The organism is Inhella sp., from assembly GCF_041912635.1.
Taxonomy (GTDB): Bacteria; Pseudomonadota; Gammaproteobacteria; order Burkholderiales; family Burkholderiaceae_C; genus Inhella.
This window is the reverse complement of the sequence record NZ_JAYRMO010000005.1, coordinates 86,906-105,624: the sequence shown is the minus strand read 5'-3', so window position 1 is coordinate 105,624 and position 18,719 is coordinate 86,906. Positions and strand designations below refer to the sequence as shown.

Below are 18,719 nucleotides of genomic sequence, written 5' to 3'. Positions count from 1 at the left end.
CAACAAGGGCGCCTCAGGCGCCCTTGTTGTTTCAATAGTCGTAAGGACTCTTTTCCGCTGCCTTGGCGCGCTTGGGTTGCACCTGGGTCGCCACCTTGATGGGAGCCATGCCCTCGGCGACGGTGAGCGTCTGCGGCGGTGTCTCAACCAGTTCGTCGCCGTGCCAGACGCGCAGCCGCGCCGGCCCCGCCGGCAGCTGGCTCAGCTGGGCCTTGCCGGCTTCGTCGCTGACAGCCGCCCAGGGTGAATCGGTGATGTAGAGGTGGCCGCGCATCGAGCCATGCAAATGACAGCCCAGCAACTGCGGACCCGTCTGCGTGTAGCTGCGCTGGTGAGATGAAGGGGGCTGCCCGGCCTTCTGACCGGCCAGCCGGAAGGCGTAACCCTGCGTCGGGTCCAGGTACACGCCACCCGGGCCGGCCAAGCCGCCGCGCACATGGTGGTCCCAGCGGTCCAGATTGGAGAAGGTCACCTTGGTACCGACCTGGGCCACGCTGACCGCGGGCACGAACTTCATCTTTTCCTGGCTGATCGTGATCTCGGCCTTGGCCGGCGGACGCGCGCCCGGCGCCGAGCTCTCCAGCACAACCACGGCATCCTTCAAGGGCTTGCCCTCGCGATCCAGCACCCACACTTGGAGATCCGCCGCCGTGGCCGAAAAGGCCAGGGCCAGCAGGGGGGTGCTCAGCATTGCTTTCAACATGGGGCCTCCTGTGCGAGGGCCGCATGATGTCATTCCCCGCCGCGCAGCGTGGGCTGGGGCCGTGGTCGCCGCAACACTTCGAGCTTGTACGCATAGCGCTGGCGGCTCTCCAGCGTCAGCGCCTGGTCGTGCGCTTCCTTCATGTGCTTGGCCGAGAGCTCGCGCTCGCCCAGCTCGTAGTAGGTGCGTGCCAGCCAGAAGTGCAGCTCGTGGAAATGCGGCACCTGGCTGAGCTCGCGCTCGAAGTACCGCCGTGCCGCCAGCCAGTCGCCACGCTTGGCGGCCGCCAGGCCACGCTCGTAATCCGCAAAGGGGGTGCGGGGCTGCAGGCGCTGCAGCTCAACTTCCGCGGCTTGCGCCTCGACCTTGCGCTCCTGGGCCTTGAGCACCAGCACCAGGTTGGAGAGCGCCTGCACGTTGCGCGGGTCGTGCCGCATCACGAAACGCAGGCTGCGCTCGGCCAGCTCGTTCACGCCCAGGCGCCGGTACAGCACGGCCAGGGTGTTGTAAGCGTTCAGATAACCCGGATCGGCGCGGATGGCGCCCTTGAGCAGGTGATAGGCGTTGTCGTGGTCGCCCTGCTCCATGCGCTCGACGGCGCGGTTGTTCATGAACATCGCGACGATGGTGTCCTCGCTCAGGTTCTGCGCGCGCACCCTGGCGTCCTCGTCGACTGGAACGAAGTCGATCACCATGGTGCCGCCGCTTGAGTGACTGCTGCCGATCTCCCGCATGCCCGGCGCCAGGGTGAGGTTCACATGGCCGCTGAGCAGCACGAAGTTGCTGCTGCGGCTCCAGACTTCGTCGATCTGCACCGACTGATAGCCCACCCTGATGTCAAGCTCATGCGCAAAGGCGGCGGTCATCACCACCAGGGACAGGCAGTTGCCGGCGCGCGCCTCGAAGGCCTCGGCGGCGTTGCGGGTCACGCTGGCGTCGTAGTCGAGCTGCAGGTAGCCATGGTCGCGCAGAGCCAGAAAGAGGCCGCGGCGCGGGCCGTTCAGGCGCAGCGAGCTGGCCATGTCGCGCTGCAGGAAGCTGCGCATGGCCGCGCTGAGCTCAAAGACCTGCGCGCGGTCGGTGCGCAGCGTGGCGGGCCGGAAGCGCGCGTCATCGAACAGCGCGGCCTCAGGCGCCTGCGGGGCCGTGCTGCAAGCGGCCAGCAGCAACAAGGGCAGCTGGCGGCGTGCCAGGGGCCGGGTAGTCAAGGACATCGGGCCAGCATAGGCCGCCCCCTTCGCCTTGCCGAGTGGCGGAAGGCATCGGCACCGGCTGGCACAAACCCTCAGCGCACGAAGGCGACGGCGCTGCGCGGCGGCACGCGCAGGCGGCCGGCGGGCGCCCTGCTCGCTTCGAGTGCAATGCGGCGGTCGCCCGCTTCGGGCCGGCGGTGCACCGGATGCGGGCGCCAGCCTGAGTCATCGGCAAGCTCGGCGGCGTCCGCCCCGGCATTGAAGACCAGGCGCAGGCCTGCAAAGCGCGCACCGGGCCAGTCTCGACCGTCCAGGTCGACCAGGATCAGCCGGCCCTCCTGCCCCGCCGGTGCGGCGGGGAAGCGCAGCCGCCGCTGCAACTCGGCGGCGCTGCCGATGCGGAACAGGCTGGAGCTGGCACGGATGCGCAGCAGATCGAGGAACTGGTCGCGCGCTTGCCGGATGTCGGCCGGCGTGGGCTTGGCGCTGGGGTCGCGCAGCAGGGGCGCCAGGGCCTCCCAGTCGGCGCCGTTGTCCGGCTTGGGCGGCAGGCCGGCAGCAAAGCCGTTGTCCTGCAGGCTGTAGTCCAGGCGGTTGAACCAGTCGCCGCTGTCGTAGCTGTTGCGGTCCAGGGATTTGGAGCGCAGCAGCTCCTGGCCGGCATGCACATACGCCACGCCCTGGCTCCACAGCGCCAGCGCGCTGGCCAGGGTCTGCACCTGCACGCGCTCGGCCATCGGCGTGCCGAGGGGCAACTTCAGCACATGGGCATCGAACAGGGTGTGGTTGTCGTGGTTCTCCACATAGGCCACGGCCTCGCCGGGCTGGCCGGCGTAGCCCGCCGGCTGGCCGCCGTAGTCGATCTCGGCGCCGCGGCGCAGCGCCCCGGTCGCATCGGGCACCTGCAGGTCCTGCAGCGTGCCGCCCAGGCCCAGGCGCAGCAGGCTGGCAGCACGCCGCGCCGCCTCGTCGTCCAGACCATGCACCCAGCCGCGGCTGCGCATGATCTCGGCCACGGCGCCGAAGCTGCCGCCGCGGGCAGCGTCGCGGGCGCGATCGCTGAAGGTGCCGATGCCGTCGCCGGCGAGGCTGAGCTGGCTGGCCTGCACGAAGCGCGCGCCATTCGCCACCTCGCCGAAGTTCCAGCCCTCGCCAATGAACTGGATCTCGCGCCCCAGTTCGCGGCGCAGGCGCTGCCGCAGGGCCAGCATCTCGGCACGCGGCTGGTGGCCCATCAGGTCGAAGCGGAAGGAGTCGAGCCGGTAGGCGCGCGCCCACAGCAGCACCGAGTCGCTCATCAGCTTGGCCATCATGCGGTGCTCGGTGGCGGTGTTGTCGCAGCAGGTGCTGCGCTCCACCTCGCCCACGGCATTCAGGCGCTGGTAGTACCCGGGCACGATGCGATCGAGCACCGATTTCGGGTGCTGCCCGCTGGCTGCGGTGTGGTTGTAGACCATGTCCATACCCACGCGCAGGCCCGCGCGCTGCAAGGCCAGCACCATGGCGCGGAACTCGCGCACCCGCACGGCGGGGTCCATGGCATCGCTGGCAAAGCTGCCCTCCGGGGCGTTGAAGTGGAAGGGGTCGTAGCCCCAGTTGAAGCAGTCCTGGGCGCTCACGGCCATCACCGCCGCCTGCTGCGCGGGGCTGTCCGGCGCAGCGGCCGGCACCACGGGCTGCACGCAGCCCTGCTCGGGCACGGTGGCCAGATCGAACACCGGCAGCAGGTGCACATCCGTCACCCCGGCCCGCGCCAGCTGGCGCAAATGCTGCATGCCGTGGCTGCGCGGGTGGGTGAAGCCAAGGTAGCGGCCGCGCTCAGCCAGGGGCACCCGGGCGTCCTGGAGCGAGAAGTCGCGCACATGCAGTTCGTAGATCACCAGCTCATGCAGAGCTTTGGCCGGACGCGGTTGGCTTTGCGCCGCCGCCCAGCCCGGCGGCTGGGTGGCAGGATCGTTCAGGTCCAGCACGGCGGAGCGTGCCGAATCCGCCGTCAGGCTGACGCTGTAGGGGTCGGTGACGCGCTGGCGCACCCAGCCCTGCCCCGGCACCCAGACCTCGACCAGATAGCGGTAGGTCCAGCCCCGCCCCAGGCGCTCGGGCAGCTGCCACTGCCAACTGCCGGACTCGGGTTCCCACTGCGCATCCAGGCGCCGTGCGGCCTCCGCCTGGGCACCGGGATAGAGGCAAACCTCGACCCGGCGCGCGCTCGGCGCCCAGAGCCGGCCGGCGGTGGCATGCGCGCTCAAGCTCACGCCGTAACTGCGTACGCTGGCGGCCGGGAACAGGGCATCGATGGCCAGCGGGTTCTGTACGCGGCTGCGCGCCAGCTCCTGCCCCTGGGCATCGCGCAGCACCAGCTGCAGCTCGCCGCGCAGCAGTTCGCGCGCGCGCTCAGGGCCCCAGCCCGTAGGCAGGCGCAGGGCCTGCCCGGCGCCCAGGTGGCGGGTGCGGGCCTGCAGCTCGGCGGGCCAGGCCTCGGCATACCGCTGCAGCTCCAGCACGGGTTGGCCTTGGTGTTGCAGCTCGAAGCGGGCCGCCCCGCCGGCGCCTGGCCACCACAGACGCTGGGCGTCGAGCCAGTGCGCCCGCGCATCGCCGGCCGGCCGCTTGGCCGCCTCCAGCGTGTGTGCCCACGGCGCCGAGTCTTCGCAGGCCTGCAAGTCAGGCTGCGCCAGCGCGGCGGCACTGGCCATCAGCCACAGGCCTCCAACGATCCCATTCACTCTCATGACTGCCCCAGCACATGTATTTGCACTACATCTTGCCACCGAGTGGCGCCAAACGTTCCTTGGCAATTGCCCGCTTGCCTTCTATCTGCCGATCTGGATACTCCCGCCCATAAATGTAGTTTTGCTACTTATGAGCCCATCCAACACCCCGCTGCGGCGCGTACATCGCACCTTGCCGGCCTTGCTGGCCCTGCTCCATCTGCTGGCCGCCTGCGGGGGCGGCGGAGGCGGCAGCACGCCCCCTCCAGCCCCCCCACCCGCCCCGGCGCCCAGCCCTGCCCCATCCCCACCGCCCCTGCCGCAGGCTCCCGACCTGGGCGAGGTCACCACCGCCGACCCCGGCAGCCCCCTGCCCGCCGCCTGGACCCAAGGGGGGTTCATGCAGGTGTTCGTGCGCAGCTACCAGGACAGCGATGGCGACGGCATCGGCGACCTCCGCGGTCTGATCAGCCGGCTCGACTACTTGAAGGAACTCGGCATCAGCGGTTTGTGGCTGATGCCGATTGCGCGCAGCCAGGACGGCGACCATGGCTATGCCGTCACGCACTACCGCGACATCGAAGCCGCCTACGGCAGCCTGACCGACCTGGACGAGCTGCTGCGCCAGGCGCACGCGCGCGGCATCGGCGTGGTGCTGGATTACGTTCTGAACCACAGCGCCGCGCAGCACCCGCTGTTCCTGCAGGCGCGCACAGACCCGGCCGCCGGCGCACGCAACTGGTACCTTTGGCAAAACCCCGCCCCCAGCGGCTGGCAGGTGTTCGGCGCCAACCCCTGGCGCCTGACCGCCAACGGCGCCTACTACGCCCCGTTCTGGGACCAGATGCCCGACTGGAACCTGCGCAACCCCGAGGTGCTGGGCTTCCACCGCAACAACCTGCGCTTCTGGCTGAACCGCGGCGTGGACGGCTTCCGCTTCGACGCCGTGGGCCTGCTCGTGGAGAACGGCCCCAGTGCCTGGGAGAACCAGCCGGAGAACCATGCACTGATGCGCGACATCGCCACCCTGGTGGGCGGCTACCAGCGCCGCTTCATGGTCTGCGAAGCGCCCGCCGCGTCGCGTGCCTTTGCCGAATCCTGCGGGCGCGCCTTTGCCTTTGACCTGAGCACCGACCTGATGCGCGCCGTCAGCCAGTCCGACCCCGCCGCCGTGGCACGCATCGCCGCCTACCCCAGCGGCACCCAGGTCGCCTCCTTCCTCTCCAACCACGACGAGTTCGCCGGCCAGCGCACCTACGACCAACTGGGCGGCCAGTTGCCGGCCCTCAAGCTCGCCGCCAGCAGCCACCTGCTGCGCGAGGGCACACCCTTCATCTACTACGGCGAGGAAGTCGGCATGGCAGGCGGCGCCGGGCTGAGCGGGGACCCGCGCCTGCGCAGCCCGATGAGCTGGAGCGCGGACCCGGTGGCGGCCGGCTTCTCCACCCGCAGCCCCTACCGCGCACTAGCGGCCAACGCCGCCACGCACAACGTGGCGCTGCAGCAGGCCGATCCGGCCTCCCTGCTCAACCACTACAAGGCGCTGCTGGCCCTACGCCGCAGCGAAAGCGCGCTGCTGCTGGGGCGCCAGGAACAGGCGCAGGCCCAGGGCGCGGCACTGGGTTACTGGCGCGTGCAGGGCAACGAGCGGGTGCTGGTGCTGCTGAACTTCGGTCGCAGCAGCGTCAACCCCAGTTGGAGCGGCGCGCGCGCCGGCGCCACACTGCGCAGCCTGTGGCCCGCCGGCGGGGCCGATCTGCAGGCCGATGCCAATGGCCGCATCAGCCTCAGCCTGCCGCCGCAGAGCCTGCTGGTTCTGAAGGAGCAACCATGAATCCGCGCCCCTGCCTGATCGCGCTGGCCCTGCTGACCGGCTGCGCGCAAACGCCGCAGCAGCCCGCGCCGCCCCGGGCGGTGGACCTGAGCGCCGTGGCCCCGCAGCCGCGCCCCAGCGGCCTGGCCACCGACTGGCACCAGGGCGCTTTCATGGAAATCTTCGTGCGCGCCTACCAGGACAGCGACGGCGACGGCGTGGGCGATCTGCGCGGCCTGACCAGCCGGCTGGACTATCTGAAGGAGTTGGGCGTGACCGGCCTGTGGCTGATGCCGGTGACGGCCAGCGCCGACCACGACCATGGTTACGCGACCACCGACTTCCGCGCCATCGAGCGCGACTACGGCACGCTCGAAGACTTCGACGAGCTGCTGCGTCAGGCCCATGCGCGCGGCATCGGCGTCATCATCGACTACGTCGTCAACCACAGCTCGCACGAGCACCCTCTGTTCCAGGCCGCACGGGCCGACCCGCAAAGTCCGCATCGCGACTGGTTCGTCTGGAGCGAGGAGGCGCCGCAGGGCTGGGACATCTGGGGCAAGAACCCCTGGTACTGGGCAGCCGCCAAGCCCTGGGAGTGGCCGGGCGAACTGAAAGACCTGCCCAAGCCCCCGCCGGACGCCAAGGGGCACTACTTCGGCACCTTCGGCCCGCACATGCCGGACTTCAACCTGAAGAAGGCCGAGGTCTTCAACTGGCATCTGAGCAATCTGCGCTTCTGGCTCAACCGCGGCCTCGACGGCTTCCGCCTCGACGCCGTGCCGCATCTGGTGGAGAACAACGCCAAGGACTGGAACGACCAGCCCGAGAGCCGCCGCCTGACCAAGCGCCTGTTCGACGCCATCAGCGCCTACCCGGGCCGCTACACGGTGTGCGAGGCCACCGCCGAACCCCAGGCCTACAGCCGGCCGGAGGTCTGCGGCTCGGCCTTTGCCTTCGGGCTGGAGCGCGCCATCCTGCAGGCCGTGCAGGGCAAGGCCGAGACCGTGGGCGAGATCGGCCGCTTCTTCCAGACCCGCCCGCACCGCATGGCCACCATGCTGGCCAACCACGACATCTTTGCCGGTGCGCGCATCTGGGATCAGCTGCAGGGCGATGAGGCGCGCTACAAGCTCGCCGCCGCGAGCTACCTGCTCCAACCCGGCATTCCCTTCATCTACTACGGCGAGGAAATCGGCCTGGGCGGCGTGACGCAATTGCCTGGCGATGGCCCGATCCGCGGCCCGATGAGCTGGGACGGCAGCGCCAACGCCGGCTTCACGCGCGCCGCCGCGCCCTTCCGCCCCACCGCCCCCAATGCCGCGACCCAGAACGCCGCGGCCCAGCGCGCGGACCCGAACTCGCTCTTCCACCACTACCGCGGCCTGCTGGCCCTGCGCCAGCAGCAGCGCGCGCTGCGCTCAGGCAGCTACGAGGGCGTGCAGGTGGAAGGGCCGGTGCTCAGCTACCTGCGGCGCAGCGGCGGTGAAACCCTGCTCGTGGCGCTGAACTACAGCGCCCAGCCGCAGAGCCTGAACCGGCCTGAGCGCGACGCCCGCGCCGTGCGCGTCTGGCCCGAGGCCGCGCCCAGCCTGCCGGCCGGCGTGCTGCCAGCCTGGGGCGCGCAGGTCTGGCTGCTGGAGCCCGGCGAATAAGGGCACAGTGCGGGCCCATGACGGCCCCGCACGCCCTGACCCCCCGCCTGGCCCTGCTGCTTAGCCTGCCGCCCTTGCTATGGGCCGGCAACGCCGTGGTGGGCAAGCTGCTGGTGCCGGCCATGCCCCCGGCCCTGCTCAACCTGCTGCGCTGGTCATTGGCCCTGACCCTGCTGCTGCCGCTGACCCAGCAGCTGTGGCGCGAACGCAGCCTGCTGGCTCAGCACTGGCGCTGGCTGGCCGGCACCGGCCTGCTGGGCATGGGGCTCTACAACGCTCTGCTCTACCGCGCCCTGCACAGCTCGGGCCCGCTGAACGTGACCCTGATCGCCGCCAGCCTGCCGCTCTCCATGCTGCTGGTGGGGCTGCTGGCCTTCGGCGTGCGGCCCACGCTGCGCCAGGGCCTGGGCGCCCTGCTCTCGCTGCTGGGCGTGGCGGTGGTCATCAGCCAGGGCGAGTGGCAACGCCTGCACCAGGTCGCCTTCGTGCAGGGCGACGTGCTGATGCTGCTGGCCAATCTGGCCTGGGCGCTTTATTCCTGGCTGCTGGCACGGGCGCCCAAGGGGTTGGCGCATTGGAACTGGGCCGATCTGCTGGCCGCGCAGGCGCTGTTCGGGCTGGTCTTCGCCGGCCTGGGCAGCGTGGCCGAACAGGCGGCCGGCGCGCCTCCCGTGCAGTGGAGTGGCACCGTGCTGCTGGGTCTGCTGTACATCGCTGTGGGCCCCAGCCTGATCGCCTACCGCTGCTGGGGCCTGGGCGTACGCGAAGCCGGCCCGAACCTGACCGGCTTCTTCATCAACCTGACCCCGTTGTTCGCCGCCCTGCTCAGCGCTGCCTTGATCGGCAGCATGCCGCGCGCCTTTCATGCCCTGGCGTTTGCCCTGATCGCTGCGGGTATCCTGGTGTCGTCGCGAAGGTGAATACTGGCAACATCGCGCGCAGCCACCCGTCAAGCCGCATGCCCTTTTCCAATTCACTCCGCTGGGCCGTGATCCTGACCCTCCTGCTGGGTCTGCTGGCGCCCAGCGCGCTGGTGCTGTTCTACGACTTCCAGGTCACGCGCCGCACGGTGATGGAAGACCTGAAGCGCGACCTGGAGCGCAGCACCCAGGTGCTTTCGCTCTCGCTGGCCGAGCCGATCTGGCAGGTCTCGCCCGACCTCGCCACGCCGATGGTCGAAGCGCAGTTCGACGACCCGCGCTTCATCGCCGTCATCGTCACCGAAGCCAACAACACCAAGGCCTTCGTGCAGCGGGACCGCCCCAACCCGCAGCCCGAACTGGCCCGCACGCTGACCAAGCCGATCGACCGCGAGGGCCGCCAGATCGGCCAGCTGAGCGTGACGATGAGCGCGGCGCCCCTGCTGGAGCGCGCCCAGCGCGAGCTCTACGAGGCCGCCGGCCGCACCCTGCTGGTGGCCGCCCTTTCGATGGCCATGATCCTGTGGCTGCTACGCCGCCGCGTGCTGGGCCCCATGGAGCGCCTGTCCAAGGCCGCCTTCGAGCTCGGTTCGGGTCAGATGGGCACGCCGGTGACGGTGGAGGGCAATGATGAGATCGCCCGCGTGGGCCAGGCCATGGAGCGCATGCGCCTGGCGCTGATCGAGGCCTTCGACCGACTGCGTCAGCATGCCAACACGCTCGAAGACCAGGTCTCGCAGCGCACCGCCGAGCTGACCAAGACCAACCAGGAACTGACCCGCGCCATGCTGCAGCTGAAGACGGCGCAGAAGGAACTGGTCGAGTCGGAAAAACTCGCCTCACTAGGCCGCTTGGTGGCCGGTGTGGCGCATGAGCTGAACACGCCGCTCGGCAATGCCATGACGGTGGTGACCTCGCTCGAAGACCGCTGGGGTGAGCTGGATTCGGCCATGAAATCCGGCCAGCCGCTGCGCCGCAGCCAGCTCGAGAACCTGGTGGCCGACACACGCCGCGGCCAAGACATTCTTCAGCGCAATGTCCGCAAGGCCGCCGAGCTGGTGCGCGACTTCAAGCAGGTCGCGATCGACCAGACCCAGGACGCCCGCCGTGAGTTCGACCTCGCCGGCATGGTCAAGGACGTGCTGGTGATGGTTGAGCCCAGCTTCAAGCACACCCCCTTCGTCATCCACACCGAGCTGGAGGACGGGCTGAAGATGAACAGCTTCCCTGGCTCGCTGGGCCAGGTACTGACGAATCTGCTCATCAATGCCCGCGTGCACGGCCTGCACGACCGCCCCGAAGGCCAGGTGCAGGTGACCTGCGTGCACGCCACGGACAACCCGGACTGGGTGGAGCTGACCGTGCGCGACGACGGCTGGGGCATGGACGAGAACACGCGCAAGCGCATCTTCGACCCCTTCTTCACCACCAAGCTGGGCCGCGGCGGCACCGGCTTGGGCATGCACATCGTGCACAACATCGTCACCCAGCTGCTGGGCGGCTTCATCGACGTGGTGAGCGAACCCAACCAAGGCGCGCTGATGCGCCTGCGCCTGCCCAAAGCGGCGCCCGAACGCAGCGAGCACGAGGAAGCCGGCGCGGGGGTGTAGGAGGCTGTCGGGCTTTGGGCATGCCCCCCGAAGCGCCTTCGGCGCCTCCCCCCAGGGGGCGCCGCCAGCGGCCCGGCAAAGCCGGTTCCGCGGTGGCCGCTTGAGGGGCCAGGCTTGATGCAGCTAAACCTCTGAACGAGGGGTTTGAACGGGGCCTGCACAGGGCGCCACCTAAACTCCCGGGGTTACCCCAGTCATGCCCCGCCAGGAGCCCTCGCATGCCCACCGTGATCCGCCGCGACGACCTGATCGAAACCGTCGCCGCCGCCCTGCAGTACATCAGCTACTACCACCCGGCCGACTACATTGCCCACCTGGCGCGTGCCTACGAGCGCGAGGCCTCGCCGGCCGCCAAGGATGCGATCGCGCAGATCCTGACCAACAGCCGCCTGTGCGCCGAAGGGCGCCGTCCGATCTGCCAGGACACCGGCATCGTCAACGTCTTTCTGGAAATCGGCATGGACTGCCGCTTCGAGGGCTTTGACGATGGCATTGAGGCCGCGGTGAACGAGGGCGTGCGCAAGGGCTATCTGAACCCCGACAACAAGCTGCGCGCCTCGGTGCTGGACGACCCCATCTTCACGCGCAAGAACACCAAGGACAACACACCCGCCGTGGTGCACATGACCCTGGTGCCGGGCGACAAGCTCAGCATCGACGTCGCCGCCAAGGGCGGCGGCAGCGAGAACAAGAGCAAGTTCAAGATGATGAATCCCAGCGACGACCTGGTCGACTGGGTGCTCAAGACCGTGCCCGAGATGGGTGCGGGCTGGTGCCCGCCGGGCATGCTGGGCATCGGCGTGGGCGGCACGGCCGAGAAGGCCATGCTGCTGGCCAAGCAGAGCCTGATGGAGCCGATCGACATGTTCGAGCTGCTGGCCCGCGGCCCACAGAACAAGCTCGAGGAACTGCGCATCGAGCTGTACGAGAAAGTCAACGCGCTGGGCATCGGCGCCCAGGGCCTGGGCGGCCTGACCACGGTGCTGGACATCAAGATCGCGACCTACCCCACGCATGCGGCCAGCAAGCCGGTGGCCATGATCCCGAACTGCGCCGCCACCCGCCATGCCCACGTGACCATGGACGGCAGCGGCCCGGCCTTCATCGATGCCCCGAGCCTGGACCTCTGGCCCGACGTGCACTGGGCGCCCGACTACAACAAGAGCCGCAAGGTCAACCTCGATACCCTGACGCCGGCGGAAGTGGCGAGCTGGAAACCCGGCGAGACCCTGCTGCTGAACGGCAAGATGCTGACCGGCCGCGACGCCGCGCACAAGCGTATTCAGGACATGCTCGCCAAGGGCGAGAGCCTGCCGGTGGACTTCACCAACCGCGTCATCTACTACGTCGGCCCGGTCGATCCGGTGCGCGACGAGGTCGTCGGCCCGGCCGGCCCCACCACCGCCACGCGCATGGACAAGTTCACCGAGATGATGCTGGCCAAGACCGGCCTGATCGGCATGGTGGGCAAGGCCGAGCGCGGCCCGGCCGGCATCGACGCCATCCGCAAGCACAAGAGCGCCTACCTGATGGCCGTGGGCGGCGCCGCTTACCTCGTGGCCAAGGCCATCAAGCAGGCCCAGGTGGTGGGCTTTGCCGACCTGGGCATGGAAGCCATCTACGAGTTCGAGGTGCAGGACATGCCCGTCACCGTGGCGGTGGATGCCACGGGCGAATCCGTCCACAACACCGCGCCGGCGCTGTGGAAGGAACGCATCGCCAAGGGCGAGTTCGCCGGCATTCCCATCGCCAGCGCCTGAGGAGTCGCTCCCGTCGGTTGCTGATGCGGCGCGTCACGCTCCTGCTGGGCCTGCAGGTCAGCTTCCTGCTGGGCCCGCTGGCCCTGGGCCCGGCGCGAGCCGCCGAGGCGGCTGCGCCCGATCGGCCTGGCGTGGCGGCGCTGGCCCTCGGACTGCTGGAGTTCACCCGCTGGCCGCGCCCGCCGGACCTGCTGTGCGTCAGTGCCGGCGGCCCGCAAGCCAAGGCGCTGGCGGCCGCCCTGCCCGAGCACCCGCTCAGTAGTCGCCTGAGCCTGCGTGAAGTGGCGGTGGACGCCGAGCTGCCGGCCAGCTGTGACGCCATGCTCTTCGAAGGCTGGACCGAGGAGCGCCAGGCCCAGGCCCTGCGGGAGAACGCCGAGCGTCCCGTGCTGACCTTGGGCCTCGGGGCAGGCTTTTGCACCCTTGGCGGCGCCGTCTGCTTCGGCGAGGGGCGCGGCCAGCCCGCCTTCGAGATCAATACCGACGCGCTGGCGCGCAGCGGCCTGCGCGTCAATCCGCGCGTGTTGCTGCTGACGCGGGCGCGCAAGCCGGCAGCATGAGAACGGCATGAGGCGCACGCTCGAACAGACCCTGCACCGCGGCCTGCGCAGCGCCGCGCTGTGGACCGCCCTGTGCGTGGGCGGCCTGGGGGCGCTGGGCTCGCTGGCGGTGCTGCAGGCGCAGGCCAAGCGCCATCTCGATCTGCTGGCCCGCACCGTGGCCTATAGCGTCGAGGCGGCCGTGACCTTCCGCGATGCCGAAGCGGCACGCGAGGCCATGCAGGCGGTGCTGAACCGTGAGGAACTGGCCGCCATCCGCATCGAGCTGGGCGATGGGCGGGTGTTCGCTGCGGTCGAGCGCGCCGGCGGCTGGTCCAGCAGCCTGGAGGCCGGCTTGGCGCAGTGGCTGCCGTTGCAGGCCCAGGCTCCCGTGCTGCCCGAAGACCCGGGGCGCGGCCGCGTGCATGTGCAGACCAGTGCCGCCCCCCTGCTCTGGCTGCTGGCCGCCTACCTGGGCGTGGCCCTGGCCACCGTGGCCGGCACAGCCGGCCTGGTGCTGGCGCTGGCGCGGCGGGTCGAGCGTCAGATCACCACGCCGCTGGACACCATGCGGCGGTTGACGCGCAGCATCCGCGCCGACCGCGCCTTCGACCGCCGCGCCCCCGGCGCCGACATCGAAGAGTTCCACGCGCTGGCCGAGGACTTCAACGCCCTGCTGGGCATGGTGCAGGCGCACGAGGCGGCGCTGCTGCGCCAGCAGGAGCTGCTGGCGCAGCACAACCAGCTGCTGCGCCGCGAGGCCTTCAGCGACACGCTGACTGGCCTGGCCAACCGCGCCCGCTTCCGCCAGGAGGTGGCCGGCGCGCTGGAACGCGCCGCCGGGGAACACGAACTGGCCGTGCTCTTCATCGACGCCGATGGCCTTAAGCGCGTCAACGACCTGCACGGCCATGCGATCGGCGACCGCCTGCTGCAGGAAGTGGCAGCGCGCCTGCGTGGGGCGCTGCGCGACAGCGACTGCGTGGCCCGCCTGGGCGGCGACGAGTACGCGGTGCTGTTGGAGCCGCTGCTGCAACGCGAGCACCTGCCGCTGCTGGTGGCCAAGATCCAGGCCGCCATGCAGGCGCCCCTGCCGGTGGATGCGCAGCTCAGCCTGCAGCCCAGCGTCAGCGTCGGCTGGGCCATCTACCCCAGTGATGGCGCCGATGTCGACGCCCTGCTGGCGCGCGCCGACGAAGCCATGTATGCCAACAAGCGGGCCCGCCGGGCCTCGCCCAGGGAATTGACCGATGAAGCCACGGCCTGAATTGCGCCTGCGCACCCTCCGCCCGCTGGGCGCCGCCCTGCTGCTGGCTCTGGGCGCCTGCAGCACCCCGCTGCCGACCGAGCCCACCGGCGCCGGCCTGCCGCTCGCGCCGGTCGAGGTCTACGAGCCGCTACGCCAGCTCGGCTTCCAGCGCACCGAGGAAGGCTGGCTGCTGGACCTGGGCGCGCAATCGCAGTTCGAGTTCGGCTCCGACAGCCTGGGCTCCGAGGCCATGATCAAGCTGCACCGCATCGGCCGCGCGCTGGTGCGCCTGGAGTTCGCCCACTGCCGCATCGAGGGCCATGCCGACGAGATTGGCTCCGAGGCCTTCAACCAGCAGCTCTCGGAGCGGCGCGCCCAAGCCGTGGCGCGGGTGTTGCTGGCGGCCGGGCTGCCGCCCGAGCGCCTGCAGGTGCAGGGCTTCGGCAAGCGCCGCCCCATTGCCAGCAACCAGACCGACGCCGGCCGTGCCCAGAACCGGCGGGTGGTGCTGATCGTGCCCGCCGCGGGCTGACCAGCGGTTCAGGTCAGTAGGCCCAGCGCGGCGTCCGTGGGCGCAGGGCCCCATTTGTCTCGGGGCGGCCAGGGGCGACTGCGCCAATCGGGCTCGAAGACGAAGGACGAGCGCTCACGCCCGGGGAGCAGCGCGCCATTGCCAGCACCGCGGGCGTAGTCGTGATAGAGCTTCACGATCTCCTCCTCACTGACCTGGTGGGCAGCGGGGTGAGCCCGGCAGGCGTCCTGCCAGCGGCGCACGCGTGCATAGGCCGGGTCCGTCGGCAGCTCGAAGCCCTCGTAGTAGCTCAGGAACCAGAAGCGCTGCAGCAAGGGCGTGAAGACGGTCTCGGCCCAGCCGAAGGAATCGAACAGCCAAAGGCCGTCCGGGTTGTGCTGGCGCAGCGCCTCGTCCAGGCGCGCATAGACGGCCAACAGTGCCAGGCGCAGTTCCTCGCGCCGCGCCGGGTCCTGGTTCATCACGTAGCGGTAGCCGGCATCGCCCAGGCGCCCTTCCTCGCACACCAGCAGGTTCTCCAGCGCATGCGCGCGCGCATCCTGCCGTGCCACCGGCAGCTCGGGCAGCGCCATCTCCAGGTAGCGCAGGATCACCAGGCTCTCACGCAGCACGGTGCCGTCTTCCAGGCGCATCAGCGGCAGCTTGCTGCTCCCGCCGCTGAGCGCCAAGAGCTCGGATGAGCGCGGGCGCGTGATGTCCACGCGCTCGAAGCGCACCGCATCGGGCCGCCCCTTGAGCTGCAACAGGATCTCCAGCCGCTGCGAGAACGGGCAGACGGGGATGTGAAAGACGGTGGCATTCAGCCCGCCGGACCGGGCCGCCCGAGCTGTCCCAGACGCTGGCCCAGACGCTGCGCTACTCGACATCACGCTGCAGCGCACGTTCACGGTAGAAGCGCTCGATGCGCGCGCCATGGGCCTGGCGAACATCCGCCGGCAGCCAGCGCAGGAAGGCGCGCCGGCTCTCCGGGCGCAGGGCCAGGCGGCGAATGGCGCCATCCACAGCCTCGATCACGCCCTTGCCCCAGGCGGAGCGTGTGCAGGCCACGTAGGCGGGTGGCGGGTCGCGCTCCTCGAACAGATCGAAAAACGCCAGCTCCGGCGCCGGGCTCAGGCGCTCCACGTAGTACTGCAGCGCCATCGGGTACTCGACCAGATAGTCCATGCGCCCGGCCTCCAGCATGCGCAGCACCTGGGCGGAGCTGGGCAGCGGCTGGCGCGAGACTTTCGCCGCCTCCAGCATCGGATCCAGGTGCGCGCCATAGCTGCGCCCCATCTCGAACACGCCGCGCAGATCCTTGCGCTGCAGCAGCTCCTTCAGAACCTGCTCTCCTTCGAGCCCCGGAGTGCCGGCCCGCGTCACCAGCACCTGGGGCACACCGACGGTCACGGCCGAAAAATAGGCGAAGCCTAGGCGTTCGGGCGTCTTGAAGGCATCGACATAGCAGATCGGCTCACCGGCCTGCATCAGCCGCCACATCTTCGGGCGCGACAGGTGCTCCAACCGGTGATGAAAGCCCGGCAGCTCCTCGGCCAGGTAGGCGATCAGCAGGTCGTTCACGCCCTCACCCAGCTCCACCGGGCGCGCCGGTTTGGGCACGCTACCCGGCAAATGGAAGGGCGGGCCATCGGCCACCGCCCAGGCGATGGTTTCCGCATGGGCCGTAGAACCGAACAGCAGGAACAGGATCAGCAGGTACCGGCGCAGCACAGAAGGGGTCCCAAAACCATGCCGCATCCCACCACAAGCGGCCGCGCGGCGCGCTCCGGGTTTGTGCGAGCCAGGCCCCTCTGGTCTGCTGATTGCTGCGAGCACCTCGCGGCCCTATTGAGCCCGACGTTCAACGCTGGTGCACCACCCGCTGCGGGAAGGGAATCTCGATGCCCTGCTCCCGCAGCAGGCGCAGCAGCGCCAGATTGACGTCGCTGCGCACACTGCCGCTGCCGTTTTGCGGGTCGCCGATCCAGAACACCACTTGCAGATCCAGGCCGTCGGCGCCGAAGTTGCTGAGCTGCACGGCGGGCGGCGGGTCGGCGAGCACGCGCGGCACGGCCTGCACGGTGGCCTGGAGCCGGGGTAGCAGCTGATCCACGTCCGAGTCGTAGCCGATGCTCAGCTGGGTCGTCAGCGCCACCTTGGGGTCGGCCAAGGAGCTGTTCTCGACGCGTTGCGTGATCAAGAGCTCGTTGGGCACCACGGACTCGCGGCCATTGAGTGCGCGCACGATGGTGTAGCGGGTCTTGATGTCGGTGATGCGGCCCTCGAAGCCATCGACCTTGACCATGTCGCCGATGCGCAGCGAGCGCTCGGCCAGGATGACGAAACCGCTGACGTAGTTGCTGGCCAGCTTCTGCAGGCCGAAGCCCAGGCCCACGCCGAGCGCGCCGCCCAGCACGCCCAGTGCGGTGAGGTCGATGCCGGCGCTGGAGAGCGCCAGCAGCAAGCCGACGAAGAGCAGCGCCGCCTTGACCAGGTTGGCGATGATCTTGCGCGCGCTCAGGTCCTCCGTGGCGGCCTTGAGCAGGCGCGCCTCGATGACGGCCGACAGCCAGAGCGTACCCACCAGCACGAAGGCGACTGAAACGGCGGCCTCCAGCAGGCTGCGCAGGCTGACCGTGCTGCCGCCGAGCTTCCAGCTGATGGCCTCCAGCTCCTCCATGGCCGCCGGCCACAGGCCGGTGATCCAGAGGATGGAGCCGCCCCAGGCCAACCAACTGACCCAGCGCTCGCCCACATGCACCCAGCGCGAACTCGGGAAGGCGGCGCGCAGGATGCGCACCACCACGCGGATCACCAGCAGGCTGATCAGCACCGGCAGGGCCAGCTTCAGCAGCACGGGTTTGGCGCCCAGCAGCGGCCAAAGCTTGTTCAGCGCATAAGCGCCGCCCAGTGCCAGCACCGGGAACAGGGCCCCGTCAAAGCCATGCTGGCCCACCAGCACCTGGGAGCTTTCGCGGTAGCGCCGCGCCAGCAGCCACACCAGCAGGCCCACGGCCGCGAGCAGCAGGGCCAGGGCCAGGGCTTCCAGCCCCACGCCGCGGTGGTCCAGCTGGTTCATCCAATCATTCATAAGCTCTCAATCAAATCGACACGCCGCCGGCTTGCACCAGCACGCGCAAATGGGCACAGACGCTGCGCGCCAGGGCATGGAGGTGGTAGCCGCCTTCCAGGCAGGAGACGATGCGGCCCTGCGCATGCCGCGCGGCCACATCCACCAGCTGCTCGGTGATCCAGGCGTAGTCCACCTCGGTCAGCCGCAGCAGGCCCAGGGGGTCGAGCTGGTGGGCGTCAAAGCCGGCCGAGATGAAGAGCATCTCGGGCTTGTAGCGCTCCAGCGCCGGTAGCCAGTGCGCGCGAATGGCCTCGCGGATTTCCTGCGAGCCGGTGTGCGCCGGAAACGGCAGGTTCAGCATGTTGCCGCCCCGGGGCGGCACGCCGCTGAAGGGGTACAGCGGGTGTTCGAACAGGCCGACCATCAACACGCTGGGGTCGTCGGCCAGCACGTCCTCGGTGCCGTTGCCGTGGTGCACGTCGAAGTCGATCACCGCCACGCGCTTCAGGCCGTGCCGGCGCAGCGCGGCGCGCACTGCCACCGCCAGGTTCGAGAAGAAGCAAAAGCCCATGGCGCGCGCGCGCATGGCGTGGTGGCCTGGCGGGCGCACGGCGCAAAAGGCGTTGCGCACCTGGCCGCTGATGACCTGCTCGGTGGCCTGCAGTGCCGCGCCGGCGGCGTGCAGCGCGGCGGTGAGCGTGTGCGGGTTGGCCGCGGTGTCGGGGTCCAGCTGCACCACCTGGGTCACGGCCGCCAGGCGTTCGCGCAGCTCGGCAAGGTAGTCCGGGTCGTGCGCCAGGGCCAGCTCGTCCCAGCTGGCGGCCCGGGCCTGCTGCAGGGCCAGGTGTTCGATCAGGCCGGTGGCTTCGAGCGCCTCGGCAATGGCCTCCAGGCGCTCAGGGCATTCCGGGTGCCCTGAACCCATCTGGTGCAGAAGGAAGGACGGATGGGTGAAGAACGCGGTGCTCAAGACTTTGCTAAG

General features: G+C 69.9%; 15 protein-coding genes. 8 read left to right on the top strand and 7 right to left on the bottom strand.

All coding sequences use genetic code 11. The features are described from left to right. Positions 1-31: 31 nt before the first annotated feature. The 3 genes from ACE3QP_RS04330 to ACE3QP_RS04320 all read right to left on the bottom strand — a co-directional run bounded on the left by ACE3QP_RS04330 (position 32) and on the right by ACE3QP_RS04320 (position 4,592). Positions 32-703, bottom strand: coding sequence for a plastocyanin (locus ACE3QP_RS04330; RefSeq protein WP_374433840.1), 672 nt, complete (start codon positions 701-703; stop codon positions 32-34). Positions 704-732: 29 nt separating this feature from the next. Continuing rightward, positions 733-1,917, bottom strand: a complete 1,185-nt coding sequence (locus tag ACE3QP_RS04325; RefSeq protein WP_374433838.1) for a tetratricopeptide repeat protein — start codon at positions 1,915-1,917, stop codon at positions 733-735. Positions 1,918-1,988: 71 nt separating this feature from the next. Next, positions 1,989-4,592: an alpha-1,6-glucosidase domain-containing protein gene (locus tag ACE3QP_RS04320; protein WP_374433836.1), complete on the bottom strand. Its 2,604-nt coding sequence runs from the start codon at positions 4,590-4,592 to the stop codon at positions 1,989-1,991. A 166-nt stretch (positions 4,593-4,758) separates the two neighbouring features. Between ACE3QP_RS04320 and ACE3QP_RS04315 the strand changes: the two genes are divergently transcribed. The 8 genes from ACE3QP_RS04315 to ACE3QP_RS04280 all read left to right on the top strand — a co-directional run bounded on the left by ACE3QP_RS04315 (position 4,759) and on the right by ACE3QP_RS04280 (position 14,685). Beyond that, on the top strand, positions 4,759-6,441 hold the full coding sequence (locus ACE3QP_RS04315) for an alpha-amylase family glycosyl hydrolase (protein WP_374433834.1): 1,683 nt from the start codon (positions 4,759-4,761) through the stop codon (positions 6,439-6,441). Continuing rightward, entirely contained in the window at positions 6,438-8,075 is a 1,638-nt protein-coding gene (locus ACE3QP_RS04310; protein WP_374433832.1) for an alpha-amylase family glycosyl hydrolase, read from the top strand. Before ACE3QP_RS04315 ends, ACE3QP_RS04310 begins: the two co-directional genes overlap by 4 nt. Before the next feature lie 17 nt (positions 8,076-8,092). After that, positions 8,093-8,995, top strand: a complete 903-nt coding sequence (locus ACE3QP_RS04305) for a DMT family transporter (protein WP_374433830.1) — start codon at positions 8,093-8,095, stop codon at positions 8,993-8,995. A 68-nt stretch (positions 8,996-9,063) separates the two neighbouring features. Next, complete coding sequence (locus ACE3QP_RS04300) at positions 9,064-10,605, top strand: sensor histidine kinase (protein WP_374433829.1); 1,542 nt, start codon at positions 9,064-9,066, stop codon at positions 10,603-10,605. Between the two features lie 218 nt (positions 10,606-10,823). Continuing rightward, positions 10,824-12,365 (top strand): fumarate hydratase, encoded by a 1,542-nt coding sequence (locus tag ACE3QP_RS04295; RefSeq protein ID WP_374433827.1) that lies wholly within the window; start codon positions 10,824-10,826, stop codon positions 12,363-12,365. 23 nt (positions 12,366-12,388) lie between these two features. Further along, positions 12,389-12,925 carry a YfiR family protein gene (locus ACE3QP_RS04290; RefSeq protein ID WP_374433825.1) on the top strand — a complete coding sequence of 179 codons (537 nt, stop codon included), beginning with the start codon at positions 12,389-12,391 and terminating at the stop codon, positions 12,923-12,925. A gap of 7 nt (positions 12,926-12,932) precedes the next feature. After that, entirely contained in the window at positions 12,933-14,171 is a 1,239-nt protein-coding gene (locus ACE3QP_RS04285) for a diguanylate cyclase domain-containing protein (protein WP_374433823.1), read from the top strand. After that, positions 14,155-14,685 carry an OmpA family protein gene (locus tag ACE3QP_RS04280; RefSeq protein WP_374433821.1) on the top strand — a complete coding sequence of 177 codons (531 nt, stop codon included), beginning with the start codon at positions 14,155-14,157 and terminating at the stop codon, positions 14,683-14,685. The genes ACE3QP_RS04285 and ACE3QP_RS04280 overlap by 17 nt, the downstream gene beginning before the upstream one ends. An 8-nt stretch (positions 14,686-14,693) precedes the next feature. Here ACE3QP_RS04280 and ACE3QP_RS04275 read toward each other — a convergent pair whose 3' ends face one another. From ACE3QP_RS04275 to ACE3QP_RS04260, 4 genes are all read right to left on the bottom strand, one after another. After that, positions 14,694-15,551: a glutathione S-transferase family protein gene (locus ACE3QP_RS04275; protein ID WP_374433967.1), complete on the bottom strand. Its 858-nt coding sequence runs from the start codon at positions 15,549-15,551 to the stop codon at positions 14,694-14,696. After that, complete coding sequence (locus tag ACE3QP_RS04270; protein WP_374433819.1) at positions 15,541-16,395, bottom strand: TIGR02285 family protein; 855 nt, start codon at positions 16,393-16,395, stop codon at positions 15,541-15,543. Before ACE3QP_RS04270 ends, ACE3QP_RS04275 begins: the two co-directional genes overlap by 11 nt. Positions 16,396-16,525: 130 nt before the next feature. Beyond that, on the bottom strand, positions 16,526-17,743 hold the full coding sequence (locus ACE3QP_RS04265) for a mechanosensitive ion channel family protein (protein ID WP_374433817.1): 1,218 nt from the start codon (positions 17,741-17,743) through the stop codon (positions 16,526-16,528). Between the two features lie 22 nt (positions 17,744-17,765). Beyond that, positions 17,766-18,707: a histone deacetylase family protein gene (locus ACE3QP_RS04260; protein ID WP_374433816.1), complete on the bottom strand. Its 942-nt coding sequence runs from the start codon at positions 18,705-18,707 to the stop codon at positions 17,766-17,768. Positions 18,708-18,719 lie beyond the last annotated feature (12 nt).

Coding starts and splice junctions, on each gene's coding strand:
- ACE3QP_RS04330 (WP_374433840.1), bottom strand. CDS start 703: ATGTTGAAAGCAATGCTGAGCACCCCCCTGCTGGCCCTGGCCTTTTCG.
- ACE3QP_RS04325 (WP_374433838.1), bottom strand. CDS start 1,917: ATGTCCTTGACTACCCGGCCCCTGGCACGCCGCCAGCTGCCCTTGTTG.
- ACE3QP_RS04320 (WP_374433836.1), bottom strand. CDS start 4,592: ATGGCCAGTGCCGCCGCGCTGGCGCAGCCTGACTTGCAGGCCTGCGAA.
- ACE3QP_RS04315 (WP_374433834.1), top strand. CDS start 4,759: ATGAGCCCATCCAACACCCCGCTGCGGCGCGTACATCGCACCTTGCCG.
- ACE3QP_RS04310 (WP_374433832.1), top strand. CDS start 6,438: ATGAATCCGCGCCCCTGCCTGATCGCGCTGGCCCTGCTGACCGGCTGC.
- ACE3QP_RS04305 (WP_374433830.1), top strand. CDS start 8,093: ATGACGGCCCCGCACGCCCTGACCCCCCGCCTGGCCCTGCTGCTTAGC.
- ACE3QP_RS04295 (WP_374433827.1), top strand. CDS start 10,824: ATGCCCACCGTGATCCGCCGCGACGACCTGATCGAAACCGTCGCCGCC.
- ACE3QP_RS04290 (WP_374433825.1), top strand. CDS start 12,389: ATGCGGCGCGTCACGCTCCTGCTGGGCCTGCAGGTCAGCTTCCTGCTG.
- ACE3QP_RS04285 (WP_374433823.1), top strand. CDS start 12,933: ATGAGGCGCACGCTCGAACAGACCCTGCACCGCGGCCTGCGCAGCGCC.
- ACE3QP_RS04280 (WP_374433821.1), top strand. CDS start 14,155: ATGAAGCCACGGCCTGAATTGCGCCTGCGCACCCTCCGCCCGCTGGGC.
- ACE3QP_RS04275 (WP_374433967.1), bottom strand. CDS start 15,551: ATGTCGAGTAGCGCAGCGTCTGGGCCAGCGTCTGGGACAGCTCGGGCG.
- ACE3QP_RS04265 (WP_374433817.1), bottom strand. CDS start 17,743: ATGAACCAGCTGGACCACCGCGGCGTGGGGCTGGAAGCCCTGGCCCTG.